The following is a 13,768-nucleotide window of genomic DNA, read 5'->3' on the forward strand; positions in this document are numbered from 1 at the left end:
CGATCTTTTATTGAGGCTCAATCCTGAACCTTGTTTTGACACCGGTGTCATGCCTAGATGCAAATGTGAATGACACCGGTATCAATGGCGAGCGTAACCCGATGATTATCGAAATGGCAAGCCCCAAGTCGCAGCGGCCGTTCGCCGCCTCTCCGGCACGGACCGGGGCGGTCGCACTGGCCGTCGTGATGGCCCTGTTCGGGGGTTTGGCCCCCGCCGGACGGGCGTTTGCCCAAGCGATGCCGGGAGAGGTTCTGGCCTTCCCGGGGGCGGAGGGTGCAGGCCGGTATGCGCTGGGCGGGCGGGGCGGGCGTGTGCTGCGGGTCACACATACGGGCGATTCCGGTCCGGGCAGTCTGCGCGCGGCGGTCGAGGCCGAGGGCCCCCGGACCATCGTCTTCGACACCGGCGGCGTCATCCGGCTGGAGAGCCCGCTGGTCATCCGGCGCGGTCGCGTGACGGTGGCCGGACAGACCGCGCCGGGCGGGGGAATCACCCTGACCGGCCAGCCGCTGATCATTTCGGCCGACGATGTGATCGTGCGCCATATCCGCTCGCGGCTGGGCGCGGAACAGGCGGTCGAGGCCGATGCGATCTCGGTCACGCGCGGCCGCCGGATCATTCTGGACCATGTTTCGGCGTCGTGGTCGGTGGATGAGACCCTGTCGGTCGGCAGCCGCTATGACCCGCCCGAGCGCGGCATCTATGACGTCACCGTGCAGAACTCGGTGATCGCCGAATCGCTGAACGCCTCGGCCCATGCCAAGGGGGATCACGGCTATGGCTCGCTGGTGCGGGGCGGGTATGGGGCGCGGATCAGCTTCATCGGCAATCTGTGGGCCAACCACCGGGCCCGCATGCCAAGGCCCGGCAACTACAATCCGCCCGAGGTCGATCCCGAGGGTCCCTATTTCGAGTTCCGGGGCAATGTCTTTTACAACTGGGGGGCCGGACAGGCGGGCTATAATGCCGATACGACCAGCGTCTCGACCTATGCCTTTGTCGGCAATGCCTATCTGCCGGGGCCGGATTCCACCGGGCGCTGGGCGTTCGAGGACTCCGACCCTCTGGCCGTGGCCTGGTTCGAGGCCAACCGGATGGACGGCGCCCTGCCCGACGATCCGTGGCAGCTGGTGAAGGACGACGGCGGCCCCGGCACGCGACTGACAGTGCGGCCGGACTGGGCAGGGCCGCCACCTGAAGACGCCGAGGCATGGCAGGATCAGGTGCTGTCGACGGCAGGGGCCTCCCTGCCCCGCGATGCGGTCGATGCCCGGATCGTCGCCGGGGTAGGCGACCGTTCAGGCCGGATCATCGACAGTCCGGACGCGGTCGGTGGCCTCGGCCAGATCGATGCCGGCGTGCCCTGGGTCGACACCGACGGCGACGGCCTGCCCGACGATTGGGAGACAGCCCACGGCTCGGACCCTTCGGACCCCGCGGACGGCGCGACCGATCCGGACGGGGATGGCCACACCCTGCTGGAAGACTGGCTGAACGCCCGGGCGGACGGCAGGGGCGGCTGCTAGCGCGCCATCCAGCCGCCATCGACGGTCAGGATGGTGCCGTGCACATAGGCGGCGGCGTCCGACGCGAGAAATACTGCCGCGCCCGCGAGGTCTGACGGATTGCCCCAGCGCCCGGCCGGGATGCGGGCCAGGATGTCGCGATTGCGGCCCTCGTCGGCGCGCAGAGCCTCGGTGTTGTTGGTGGCGAAATAGCCCGGCGCGATGCCGTTGACGTTGATGCCCCTGGCCGCCCATTCGCAGGCCAGCAGTCGCGTCAGCCCGGCCAGACCGCTTTTCGAGGCCGTATAGGAGGGCACGCGGATGCCGCCCTGGAAGCTCAGCATCGAACAGATGTTCAGGATCTTGCCGCCGCGGCCGGCCTCGACCCAGGTGCGCGCCACGGCCTGGGACAGGAAGAAGGCGGTCTTGAGATTGGTGTCCATCACCGCGTCCCAGTCCGCTTCGGAAAAGTCGAGGCTGTCGGCGCGGCGGATGATGCCGGCGTTGTTGACCAGAATGTCGATGTCGCCGACCGCGTCCCGGGCCTTGGCCACCACATCGGCGATCGGGGCCGTGGTCGACAGGTCGGCCGGGATGGCATGCAGGGCCCGGCCCAGCGTGGCGACCTTTTCGGCTGTCTCGGTCGGCGCCGACCGCCCCACCGCAACGATGTCGGCCCCGGCCGCGGCCAGGCCCAGGGCGATGGCCTGGCCCAGACCGGTATTGGCGCCAGTCACAAGGGCAGTGCGGCCGGTGAGATCAAACGACGGGGTCATGCAAACAGGCCTTGAAGTGGGTTGTCACGCGCGGATGGAAGACATAGGTAACCGGTGTCATAGCTCCATGCAAACGATGCAGGGCGCTGCGCCCGGTCGTCGTCGTCCGCGAATATGATAATCGGACATCGGGGCGACCCGCGCCCTGCCCGCCCCTGACCTTGAGGAACACCATGAAAATCGCCCTGATCATCGAGAACAGCCAGGCCGCCAAGAGCCAGATCGTGCACGACGCCCTGACCGCCGTGGCCGAACCGCTGGGCCATGAGGTGTTCCACTATGGCATGTACACGGCCGAGGATAAGGCCTCGCTGACCTATGTGATGAACGGGCTGCTGACCGGGATCCTGCTGAACTCGGGCGCGGCGGATTTTGTTGTCACGGGCTGCGGCACCGGCACGGGCTCGATGCTGGCGGCCAACGCCATGCCGGGCGTGTTCTGCGGCCTGATCATCGATCCTACGGACGCCTTCCTGTTCGGCCAGATCAACGACGGTAATGCGATCGCCATGCCCTATGCCAAGGGCTTTGGCTGGGCCGCCGAGCTGAACCTGCAGGACTGCTATCGCAAACTGTTCGAGGGCGAGCGCGGCCTGGGCTACCCCAAGGAGCGGGCCCAGATCATGGCCACCAACCGCGGCATCCTGAAGGACCTGAAGGCCGTCACCTGCCACGACATGCTGACGGTCCTGAAGTCCGTCGATCAGGACCTGCTGAAGGCCGCCGTCGCCGGCGACAAGTTCCAGGACCTGTTCTTCGCCAACGCCACGGACGAGGGTATCCGCGAGTATATCCGGGGTGTGGTCGACAGCCGGGCTTGAGCGCGGCGGCCCGGAAACGGGCCATCGTCCTGAACGCCCTACAGCTTCAGCAATCGCGCGACGGCGGCGATTGTAACGTAAGCGATCGCCGCCGCAGCACAGGCGGCAAGAACGATCGGCGCCTTCTCAGGCGGCGCCTGGAAGACCACGACCCCTCCGAAGAACAGAAGTGAAGCAGCGGCGCCGTAAACAATGGGGTGTTTAAGGCCGGCCTCGTGGAAGAGGCGGTGCAATGCGGCCGCGCCGATGAATGTCAAAGCCAGGAATGCCGCCTGCGTCTCCGAGATCACGCCGTCGCCTCTTCCGTCGTCGCCAGCTTGCGGGCCCGTTTGCGGGCGCGCCAGTAGGTGATGGGCGTGACCAGGGTGCGCAGGGCCGAGAACATAAAGGCCAGGCCATAGATGCGGATGCCCACCAGGAAGGCGTCGCCGCTGGGCGTGGCCGGGGTCAGCGGCTCGGCGAGTATGGCGTCGGTGACCGGCTTCAGATTGTCCGGGCCGAGGAAGAAGAGGAAATAGCCGAGCGACCCGGCGATGCCCTCGCGGATGAAGACGGTGATGGCCTCCATCGTGCCGAGCGGGCCGACGAGGGTCTCCTGAACGGCCAGCGGCGCCCAGGCATAGCTGGCCCCCAGCAGGGCGAAGATGGCGAGGAACATGACCAGCCGCGCGGCATAGGCCCCGGACAGCAGGGCGACGGTCTGGCCGGGCCGCAGCCGCTGGATCAGCGAGGCGCGCTTCAGGTCCTCGTCCTCCACCGCCGGAATCAGGTCGGGAAAGGTGGTCGACAGGATCGAGATGAATTTCCCGATCAGATCCGCCAGCACAATGGCCAGCACCAGCAGGAACAACAGCGAGGCCGCCGAGGGCTCGGCCAGGGCGAGATTGACCGTGCTGGACAGGCCGAGCAGAGCGACGACGGCCAGGATAACAATCGAGAGGATCGATCCCTCGATGATCCGGCGCAGCAGTTTGAACAGTCCCAGCATGGTGGTCCCCTCCCCCTCTGGTTCAGCGAACCCTAGCACACGACCTGTGGCCGGGCGGCCTCACCCGGGAAGGGGAGCGGTCGAATCGCGCACGACCAGCGACGGGCGGACCTCGGGCTGGGTGAGGGTGGCCGCGTCCAGGCCGCGGATCGAGGCCGTCAGCTTTTCGGCGGCCATGCGGCCCATGTCGCGGATCGGCAGGCGGACGGTCGTCAGGTTCGGCCACACGCGCGAGGCCATGGGCAGGTCGTCAAACCCGCAGATCGACAGGTCGAACGGCACATCGAGGCCGGCATCGCGCGCCGCCTTCATGACGCCGATGGCCATTTCGTCATTGCCGGCGAAGATGGCGGTCGGCCGGTCGGCCATGGCCAGCAGGTTGCGCGCGGCCTCGACCCCGGATTCGAACGTATAGGCGCCCACGCGGATATAGGCGGGATCCAGCGTCAGCCCGTGTTCGGCCAGGCCCTCGGCAAAGCCGCGGCCCCGCTCGTGCGAGGAGCGGAAGCTGTCGGGGCCCGAGATGAAGGCGATGCGGCGGTGGCCCAGTCCGGCCAGATGGCGGGCGGCCTCGGCGGCGCCCGAACTGTCATTGGTCACGACCATGTGCCGGGGCTCGTCCAGCGACACCGAGGCGATCCGCACATAGGGGCATTCGGCCTCCTTGAGGATGGCCACCACGCGCTCGTCCTCGGAGACCGACGGCGGCATGACAACGCCGAACAGCTTTTGCCGGACGATGAAGCCGCGCACATCGGACAGGAAGGTCTCGCTGGCCCGGTTGCAGGGGTGGACCACCAGCTCGAGCCCCGAGCCGCGCACGGCGTCCAGTACGCCCTGCTGCATGTTGACCACATAGTTGGGGCTGGGGTTGTCGTAGATCATGCCGACCAGGAACGACCGGCGGAAGGCCAGCCCCCGCGCCTGGGGGTCGGGCGCGAAGCCCGACTCGGCGATGACCTTCTGGACCTTTTCGCGCGTCTCGGCCCGAAGCAGGGGCGAGTTGTTGATGACGCGCGACACAGTCTTCTTCGAGACGCCCGCCAGACGCGCGACGTCATTGATGGTCACGGGCTTGCCGCCTGTCCGCCTGCTATCCGTCACGCCAGAAGTCCTGCTGAGCTTGTGGACCCTTGATAGGCTATTTCGGCACGCCCTGCATACGGGCGGTTGAGGGGCGGGATATCAGGTCCCGCGTCGACGAGCCGGGCGGTCCAGGACATCGTCGCGCTTCGGCGTCATGTCGTGCAGATTCCAGTCGTCGGGGTTGAAGGCCTTGCGGGTCGGCTCACCGACAGCCGGATAGCCGCCGACCTCGCGCTCGTGGTCGATGATCTCGCCCCGGCCCTCGGCCACCTCGGCGATCAGCAGAACGTCGCGCATGTCGCGGTCCCACGGACGGGCCCCCGCGGTGGACAGCACCGAGCGCTGGACATCGACAGCCGGGATGGGCGTCAGGCCTTCCCACCAGACCGGCGGACGGGACACTTCGATAATCCGGGCGGGGCTGGTGGTGTAGCGACCGAACATCCGCATCGGCTCGCCCACCTGATCGACGGCGATATTGTCGAGGCCATAGTATTCCACATCGCCCGCACCGCCGATCATCATGAAGGCCAGATGGTCGGTCGGGGTGGAGGGCCCGGCGCGCAGCACATTGCCGACCACCGACATCTTGCCGACCTCGAACGGGACATCGCCCCATTCCTCGGGTGCCAGGTTGTAATGAATGGCGCGCGGGCCCGGATTGTAGATCAGATTGTTGACGATGACCCCATGCACACCGCCCTTGAACAGGGGGCTCCGCTCATAGTTGTGGGCATAGAGATTGCCGATGATCAGCAGGCCGGTGACGTTGTCGTGGATCAGCGAGCCCTTGGAATGCTCGCCCTTGGAGTGGCTGGAATAGGCCAGGCTCTCGCCGACGATATTGTTCGAGAAGGTGATGTTGTGGCTGGTGCCGGCGCGCCATTCCTCGGGCGTCGAGCCCGTGAAGCGCGGACCGGAGGCAGACAGGTTCTCGTCGGTGGCCCAGGTCAGGCTGCAGTGGTCGATGATGACGTTGTACGCGCCGACGGTGGAGATGCCGTCCTCGTCCCAGCCGCTCATCCAGCCCTGATCGGCCGAGCCGGGGCGGATGCGGATATGCTGCACGATCACATCATGGGCCGTGATGTCCATGCCGCCGCGGATCAGGGTGATGCCGGGCGAAGGCGCAGTCTGGCCGGCGATGGTGATGAAGGGATTGCGCAGTCGCAGGGTCTTCATCTCCAGGTCGATGACCCCGCCGACCTCGAACACCACGATGCGCGGGCCGTCGGCCTCGATCGCCGCGCGGAGCGAGCCGGGGCCTTCGCTGTTCAGATTGGTGACACGGATGATCTCTCCGCCCCGGCCGCCGGGGGTGGCCGAGGCCCAGCCGAGGGCGCCGGGGAAGGCCAGCGGGCCCGACTGGGCCAGGGCGGGCGCGGGATGGGCGAGGCTGAGCGCCAGCGCAGCGAACAGGCCCAGACAGGCGGAGATCAGAGTGTGTCGACGGTTCATCGGCTTCCTTCCCGGTTCGGTCGCCATCTTGCCACGAGCCCCGGCCCGGTGTGACGCCCTTTGTCTCGATTCAAATTGACACCGGTTTCCTTCCTGCGCAATGTCAAAAGAAAAACGGAGGACGCGTGCGCCTGTCCCTAACAATTTCAGCGGTTTGTGTGCGTCTCTCGCCCGAGTCGACGTCATGACGGCCCATGCTGTGTCCCAGGCGGCCGTCCTGTCCGAGGACGGTCGGGCCATTGCACGCGCCTTTGTCGAGGCGCGCCGGTCAGGCCGTGCCCTGCCGACCTATCCGGGCACCGTGCCCGGCACTCTGGATGAGGCCTATGCCATCCAGGATGCGGCCATCGCCCTGATGCCGGACGAGGTCGCCGGCTGGAAACTGGGCCGGATCCCGGCGCCGCTGGACACGCAGTTCGGCGCAGGGCGGCTGGCCGGGCCTATCTTTGCCGCGAGCGTCCGCCCGGCTGAAGCCGTCACCGACTTTCCGCTCATTGAGGGCGGCTTTGGCGCGGTCGAGGCGGAATATCTGCTGCTGATGGCAGAGACGCCGCCGCTGAGAGACAGCTGGACGGTGGCCGAGGCGACTCGGCTGGTCAGCCAGATCCGCGTCGGCGTCGAGATCGCCGGCAGCCCCTTTCCCGGCATCAATGACCACGGACCGGCGGTCACGGCCTCGGACTTTGGCAACAATGCCGGCCTGATCCTGGGCGCCGAGGTCGAGCGGGACTGGGCCGGCGATCCCGGGGCGCTGGACGATCTGACGTGCGCCATGCGTATCGACGGCCAGACGGTCGGCACCGGCGGCGCGACCCATATTCCAGGCGGCCCATTCGACTCACTGGCCTTCCTGCTGAACGCCCTGTCGCAGCGGGACTTGCGTCCCCGGGCGGGCCAGTGGATCTCCACAGGTGCGGCCACGGGGGTGCACCGCATCGCCATCGGCCAGACCGCCGAAGCCGATTTCGGGCCCCATGGTATCATCGCCTGCCGGGCCATCCGCGCCGAGGGAGGAACCCCATGACCCCCACACGCAGACGCCTGCTGGGTACAGGCCTGATCGGAGCCGGAGCGGCCGCCCTGTCGGGCTGCGGAGTCGAGACCGCGACAGAGGCGGGCGGGCCGCGCCTGCTGCATGCCGCCGATGTGCACCCGGCCGACTATCCGACCGTCACCGCCGTCAAATGGATGGGCGAGGAGCTGGGCCGGCTGACCGACGGGCGGCTGGGCATCCGGACCTTCCCCTCCGGCCAGCTGGGCAATGAGGATGACTCCATCGGCCTGGCCCGCTTTCAGGCGATCGACATCTGCCGCGTGGCCGCCGCCGCGCTGAACAATGCCTTTCCCGAGACCAGCCTGCTGTGCCTGCCCTATGTGTTTCGCTCGGTCGAGCACATGCGGGCCGTGGTCGATGGCGATATCGGCACGCGGCTGCTGAATGTGTTCGAAGGGCGCGGCCTGGTCGGGCTGGCCTATTATGATGCCGCACCGCGCAGCATCTACAACGTCCGCCGTCCGGTGCACGAGCCCGCCGACATGAAGGGGCTAAAGATCCGCGCGCCCCAGTCCGACATCTTCCTCGACACGGTCCGGGCCATGGGCGCCAATCCCACGCCGCTGACGTTTGGCGCGGTGTTTTCGTCGCTGCAGACCCATCTGATCGACGGCGCCGAGAACAACTGGCCCAGCTATCAGTCCAGCCGCCAGTATGAGGTGGCCCGCTACTGGAGCGACACCCGGCACCTGTATTCGCCCGACGCCCTGCTGATTTCGAAGGCGTCGATGGATGCGCTCCGTCCCGCCGACCGCGATCTGGTGCGCGATGTGGCGCGGCGGTCGGTGCCGCTGATGCGCGCCGAATGGGACAAGCGCGAGGCCGAGGCCCGGGCTGCGGTGATCGCCGCGGGCACGCAGGTGAACGACGTCGACATGGCCGCCTTCGCCCGCGCGGTCGAGCCGGTGAATGCCAAATACACAGCGGGGGCAGGCCTGAAGCCCCTCTACGAACAGATCACAGCGGCCGGCTGAACGGCCCGATTTCCATGGGCTCCGGGGAGGAACCGATGACATCATCCGACGCGCCAAAGCGCGGCCTGCTGGACCACCTGTCCCGGATCGTGCTGGGACTGGCGGGGGCGGCCCTGCTGGCCATGGCGCTGGTTCAGGCCTGGCAGGTGTTCGCCCGCTATGTGCTGAACGACTCGCCCGGCTGGACCGAGCCCGTGGCCCTGATCCTGATGAGTGTGGCCGTGATGTTCGGGGCCGCCGTGGGGGTCCGGTACGAGACGCACTTTGCCTTTCAGACCCTGGCCCATTCCATGCCGGGGCCGATCCGGTCGGGGCTGGCGACCCTGTCACGGCTGATCGCGGCGGCGACCGGACTGGGGCTGGCGACCATGGGCGGCTATCTGATGCTGGATGACTGGACCGTGCCGCTGGCCGGTGCGCCCCTGCCCTCCGGCCTGAAATTCCTGGGTCTGGCGCTGGGTGGCGTGCTGATCCTGATCTTTGCCCTTGAGCGCCTGTTCACCGGTGCGCCCAAGCCCGTGCGGGAGGACTGAGCATGGAATTCATCATCCTGTTCGGGGTTCTGGCCCTGCTACTGGTCCTGGGTGTACCGGTCGCCTTCTGTCTGGTGGGCGCGACCCTGGCGACGGTGCTTTATCTGGCCCTGCCGCCGATCGTGGTGTTCCAGCAGATGGGGTCGGACATGGCCTCGGTGGCCCTGCTGGCCATTCCGCTGTTTATCTTTACCGGCGAGCTGATGATGAAGGGCGGGCTTTCCGACCGGATGATCTCGCTCGCCTCGTCGCTGGTCGGCCATGTGCGCGGCGGTCTGGGTCAGGTGACCGTGGTCGGCTCGACCCTGTTCGGCGGTGTGTCCGGCTCGGCCATCGCCGACGTCTCGGCTATCGGCGGCACCATGATCCCGCAGATGCAGAAGCGTGGCTATGAGAGCGACTATGCGGTCAACGTCACCATTTCGGCGGCGCTGGTGGCGCTGCTGGTGCCGCCGTCGCACAATATGATCCTGTATTCGGCCTCGGCCGGGGGCGGGGTGTCGATCTCGGACCTGTTCGCGGGCGGCATCGTCCCGGCCCTGTTGCTGGCCGCGGCCCTGATGGTCACCGCCTATTGGGTGGCCCGCAAGCGCGGCTACCCCGCCGATGTCTTCCCGGGGTTCGGCACGGTCCTGGCCCGATTGATTGCGGCCATCCCCGGCCTGCTGCTGGTGGTGATCATTTTTGGCGGTATCCGCGCAGGCATCTTTACCGCCGTCGAGTCCGCCTCGATCGCTGTCGTCTATGCCATCATCGTCACCGGCATCGTCTATCGCCACATGCGCTGGGCGGCCTTCAAGGAAGCCTGCATCGGTGCGGCCCGGACGTCGGGTGCGGTGCTGTTCATCATCGGTTGTGCCGGCGCGTTCGGCTGGCTGATGGCCTATCTGCAAGTGCCCGGCATGATGATCGAGGTGCTGAATGGCCTGACCGACAATCCGGTCCTCATCATGCTGATGATCATCGGCTGCCTGCTGTTCCTCGGCACCTTCATGGACATGGCGCCGCTGATCATCATCGTCACGCCGATTTTCCTGCCGGTGGCCAAGGCGTTCGGCGTCGACCCGGTACAGTTCGGCGTGATCCTGCTGCTCAGCTGCGGTATCGGCCTGATCACGCCCCCGGTGGGATCGGTGCTGTTCGTCGGCAGTGCGATCGCGAAGATTCCCATGACGCAATCGCTGCGATCCATCTGGCCCTTCTACTTCGCCTGTGTGATCGTGCTGATGCTGGTGACCTTCATCCCGGCGCTGTCGCTGTGGCTGCCTTCGCTGATGAAATGACACTGCTGCCCCGTCTGAAGCCAAAGGACAGCTGCCGCTGGGATACGGTGGCGCTGGGCGAGGTCATGCTGCGGCTGGACCCCGGCGAGGGGCGAATCCGGTCCGCGCGCCAGTTTCAGGTGTGGGAGGGCGGCGGCGAGTACAATGTCGCGCGGGGCCTTGCGAAGACCTTCGGCCTGCGAGGTGCCGTGGTTACCGCCCTGCCCCGCAATGACATCGGGGCCCTGGTGCATGAGCTGATCCTGCAGGGCGGAGTGTCGGACACCCACATCCTGTGGCGCGAGGCCGATCCGGTCGGGCGCGAGAACCGGGTGGGACTGAACTTTACCGAGCGCGGCTTAGGGCCGCGCGGAGCGCTGGGCGTGTCGGACCGGGCCCATTCGGCGACCTCGGCCATGCGACCCGACGAGGTCGACTGGGACCATCTGTTCGGCGCAGAGGGTGTGCGCTGGTTTCACACCGGCGGCATCTTCTCGGCCCTGTCGGAATCGACGGCAGAGGTGGCGCTGGCGGCGGTCACGGCCGCGCGGCGCCATGGCACCGTGGTCAGCTATGACCTCAACTATCGCGCCAGCCTGTGGGCGGCCCATCCGGACCCGGACGCGGCGCGGCGCACCAACCGCGCCATCGCCGAACAGGTCGATGTGCTGATCGGCGACGAATACAGCCTGGCCTCATGCCTGGGCATCGAGACGCCCGAGACGCGAAGCGACCCGTGTGACCCTGCTCCGTTCGCGGCGTCCGCCGAGCGGCTGATGGGTCAACTGCCGAACCTGCGCCTGCTGGCGTCACCCCTGCGCGATCCGGTCACGGCCTCGATGAACCGCTGGGGTGCGGCGGCGTGGGCAGACGGCGCCCTGACGGTCCATGTCCCGGGCGAGGTCGCGATTCTGGACCGGGTCGGTGGCGGCGATGGCTTTGTCTCGGGCCTCGCCTTTGGCCTGATGGACGGACGATCGCTGGAGGAAGCGCTGGCGCTGGGCGTCGCCCACGGGGCCCTGGCCATGACCACGCCGGGGGACAATGCGATGACATGTCTGGACGAGGTCGAATCCCTCGCCCGCGGCGACGGCGCCGCCGCCCGCCGCTGAACGCGGCAGCGGGCCCCCTCGGTCCTTACTGTAAGGGCGTGACAGGCAGATGTTTGGCCAGAAAGGCCTCCATGGCCTTCATGACGGTGATCTCTTCCCGACGCTGCCAGTCCGCGTGACCGGCCTCCTCGAGAAGGAGCAGTTCGACATCTGCACCCGCCCGCCTCAGCGCCCGCTCCATGTCCCGCGATTGGTCGACGGGAACCACGTCATCCTGCTCCCCATGGATCAGCAATACGGGTATCCGCCAGCCTTCGGTCAGTTGAACCGGTGACACCGCCCGCAGGGCATCACGATCCTCACGAGGATCGCCGATCGAACTGACCCAGTATTCGTAGCGGTCGGTGCCGTCACTGCCTGCCTCGCGGCGTTCACGGTTCAGCATATCGATGAGGTCACTGGGCCCGGCCACGGAGATGGCGCAACGGTAGAGATCCGGCTGACGTGCGGCCCCCATCAGTGCGGCGTAGCCACCATAGCTCGCACCGACGACGCAGATCTGCTCAGGGTCGACCAGTCCCTCGGCAACCACATATTCGACGGCATCCGTGACATCGTTCTGCATCAGGCCACCCCACTGGCGATATCCAGCCTCGGCAAAGGTGCGACCTCGCCCGCTGGACCCTCGGAAGTTCGGCTGCAGGACCTGATAGCCCCGGTTGGCAAAGAACTGCACCCAGGTGTCCCACGCCATATGGTCGCTGGATTCAGGACCGCCGTGGGGCATGACGATCAAGGGCGGGCGATCGCCGTCCTCGGCTCCCGGCGGGCGGGTCAGATAAGCGACAAGCGCCTGACCGTCATCCGCCGTATAGTCGATGCGGCGCATCCGGCCCAGGCTGGCCTCAGGCAGGCCCGGGAACACCGAACCGACCAGTTCCATCTGCAGGGTCTTCAGATCGAACAGATGGTATTGCCCCGCATTGGTGGGGGACTTGGCCCAGATCAGCCATTTGTCGTCGAGCTGCGACTGGGAGACGATCGACGTGCTGAACTCCGGTCCGAAATATCGACTGATGGCGGTCATGACCCGCGCCTGGGCCGGGTCAACGAAGTCGCACCGGTAGACATCGACCCAATAGCATCCCGCTGCGAGACCGGACGCATCTCCGAAAAGGACGATGTTCGCCACATCATAGGTGCCGTGACGCCAGATTGCCGGCCCCATGGTGCGCGTGGCAAAGTCGAAGACATGAACGCCGTAGGTATCCGGTTGCTCGCCGGCGTCGGGCCGCATGGCGACGTAGACCTGTGAGGGCTGATCCGTGGGTCCGAGAAAGCGAAACCGCGGGAGATCGCGGACCTCGTCGCGATGCAGGCGGAAGGTCTCGATCCACTCGCCGTCCGCGGCCCTCGCCTGCATGATCAGAATTCGCCCGCGGATGCCCCGATAGACCAGTCGCCCGACCACCGCCCCGTCAACATCGGTGAGATAGCTGAGGACGCGGCTGTCGCCTTCGATAACCAGCTCGGCCTCGCCCGTCTCGACATTGACGCGGGCCACATCCAGCGCGCCCCGTGCATCCCGGTGGGTGATCAGAATATGGGCCGGATCACCGTGCAGCATGTCAAGAAGTTCGCCGGGATGACCGGGCCGCGCCCGCGGCCCCTGCAGCGGGCGGATGTCTCCCCCGTCACGCGAGATCGCCAAGAGAGACCGTCCGAAATTGGCCCGGCGGATGGGGCCATCTGCATCACCACGATAGCGGGTCAGATCAATGCGCGTGGCGGCAACGATCAGAAGGTCATCTCCCTTCCAGTCAACCCACTCGATAAAGACCCCGCCAAAGCGTTCGCTCGACTCGGACCCGAACAGGGACGACGTCACGCCGGTCTGAAGGTCTCGCACAGCCAGGGTGGCGTTCGTATCGTCCTGGGCGACATAGGCCAGATAGCGACCGGAGGGGGACAGGCTGACGTGGGCGAGGGCGGGTCGGCGCGCGAATTCCTCGACCGGCAGAACCTGTGCTTCCGCCGGTGCGGAAAGCGCCCCGAGCATCAGGACAGCCAACCCCATAGCTCCAGCCACGCGGCCTAGAATCGTCCGCAACCCCATGGTGCCCCTCCGCTCCCGGTACAGTCGTGATCACCCTACCAACGGGAAGACCGATTGGAAAAGCTTCGTCTTTTAAGGGAGTCAAAGTGACCTCTACGTCTGGCCAGTCGCGGCCGCATGCTGTTGGATGCCGCCTCAAC

13 protein-coding genes are annotated in these 13,768 nt (G+C 66.9%); 7 read left to right on the top strand and 6 right to left on the bottom strand.

The window, feature by feature from the left end; genetic code table 11:
- Window positions 1-65: 65 nt before the first annotated feature.
- Window positions 66-1,529, top strand: coding sequence for a pectate lyase (locus V7672_RS02560; protein WP_335623098.1), 1,464 nt, complete (start codon window positions 66-68; stop codon window positions 1,527-1,529).
- Here V7672_RS02560 and kduD read toward each other — a convergent pair.
- Window positions 1,526-2,284 (bottom strand): 2-dehydro-3-deoxy-D-gluconate 5-dehydrogenase KduD, encoded by a 759-nt coding sequence (gene kduD, locus V7672_RS02565; protein ID WP_335623099.1) that lies wholly within the window; start codon window positions 2,282-2,284, stop codon window positions 1,526-1,528. The two genes, V7672_RS02560 and kduD, sit on opposite strands and share 4 nt — an antisense overlap.
- Window positions 2,285-2,457: 173 nt before the next feature.
- Between kduD and V7672_RS02570 the strand changes: the two genes are divergently transcribed.
- The gene (locus V7672_RS02570; RefSeq protein ID WP_335623100.1) at window positions 2,458-3,105 is read left to right on the top strand and encodes an RpiB/LacA/LacB family sugar-phosphate isomerase; all 648 of its coding nucleotides are present in this window, start codon (window positions 2,458-2,460) and stop codon (window positions 3,103-3,105) included.
- A 38-nt stretch (window positions 3,106-3,143) separates the two neighbouring features.
- Here the strand turns inward: V7672_RS02570 and V7672_RS02575 are convergent, their stop codons facing one another.
- From V7672_RS02575 to V7672_RS02590, 4 genes are all read right to left on the bottom strand, one after another.
- Entirely contained in the window at window positions 3,144-3,395 is a 252-nt protein-coding gene (locus V7672_RS02575) for a hypothetical protein (RefSeq protein WP_335623101.1), read from the bottom strand.
- Window positions 3,392-4,093, bottom strand: coding sequence for a hypothetical protein (locus V7672_RS02580; RefSeq protein ID WP_335623102.1), 702 nt, complete (start codon window positions 4,091-4,093; stop codon window positions 3,392-3,394). Before V7672_RS02580 ends, V7672_RS02575 begins: the two co-directional genes overlap by 4 nt.
- 60 nt (window positions 4,094-4,153) lie before the next feature.
- Window positions 4,154-5,197: a LacI family DNA-binding transcriptional regulator gene (locus V7672_RS02585; protein WP_335623103.1), complete on the bottom strand. Its 1,044-nt coding sequence runs from the start codon at window positions 5,195-5,197 to the stop codon at window positions 4,154-4,156.
- A gap of 81 nt (window positions 5,198-5,278) precedes the next feature.
- Window positions 5,279-6,637: a pectate lyase family protein gene (locus V7672_RS02590; protein WP_335623104.1), complete on the bottom strand. Its 1,359-nt coding sequence runs from the start codon at window positions 6,635-6,637 to the stop codon at window positions 5,279-5,281.
- A gap of 184 nt (window positions 6,638-6,821) precedes the next feature.
- Between V7672_RS02590 and V7672_RS02595 the strand changes: the two genes are divergently transcribed.
- From V7672_RS02595 to V7672_RS02615, 5 genes are read left to right on the top strand one after another with little or no spacing between them, the layout of a single operon-like run.
- Window positions 6,822-7,661: a 2-keto-4-pentenoate hydratase gene (locus tag V7672_RS02595; protein WP_335623105.1), complete on the top strand. Its 840-nt coding sequence runs from the start codon at window positions 6,822-6,824 to the stop codon at window positions 7,659-7,661.
- On the top strand, window positions 7,658-8,665 hold the full coding sequence (locus V7672_RS02600; RefSeq protein WP_335623106.1) for a TRAP transporter substrate-binding protein: 1,008 nt from the start codon (window positions 7,658-7,660) through the stop codon (window positions 8,663-8,665). The genes V7672_RS02595 and V7672_RS02600 overlap by 4 nt, the downstream gene beginning before the upstream one ends.
- A 35-nt stretch (window positions 8,666-8,700) precedes the next feature.
- Window positions 8,701-9,198: a TRAP transporter small permease gene (locus V7672_RS02605; RefSeq protein ID WP_335623107.1), complete on the top strand. Its 498-nt coding sequence runs from the start codon at window positions 8,701-8,703 to the stop codon at window positions 9,196-9,198.
- Between the two features lie 2 nt (window positions 9,199-9,200).
- Window positions 9,201-10,481 carry a TRAP transporter large permease gene (locus V7672_RS02610; protein WP_335623108.1) on the top strand — a complete coding sequence of 427 codons (1,281 nt, stop codon included), beginning with the start codon at window positions 9,201-9,203 and terminating at the stop codon, window positions 10,479-10,481.
- Window positions 10,478-11,572, top strand: coding sequence for a sugar kinase (locus tag V7672_RS02615; RefSeq protein ID WP_335623109.1), 1,095 nt, complete (start codon window positions 10,478-10,480; stop codon window positions 11,570-11,572). Before V7672_RS02610 ends, V7672_RS02615 begins: the two co-directional genes overlap by 4 nt.
- 25 nt (window positions 11,573-11,597) lie before the next feature.
- Here the strand turns inward: V7672_RS02615 and V7672_RS02620 are convergent, their stop codons facing one another.
- A complete protein-coding gene (locus V7672_RS02620; protein WP_335623110.1) occupies window positions 11,598-13,583 on the bottom strand; it encodes an alpha/beta hydrolase family protein in 1,986 nt (661 codons plus the stop codon).
- Window positions 13,584-13,768: the final 185 nt, after the last annotated feature.

It is taken from the genome of Brevundimonas sp. (assembly GCF_036963785.1).
GTDB lineage: Bacteria > Pseudomonadota > Alphaproteobacteria > Caulobacterales > Caulobacteraceae > Brevundimonas.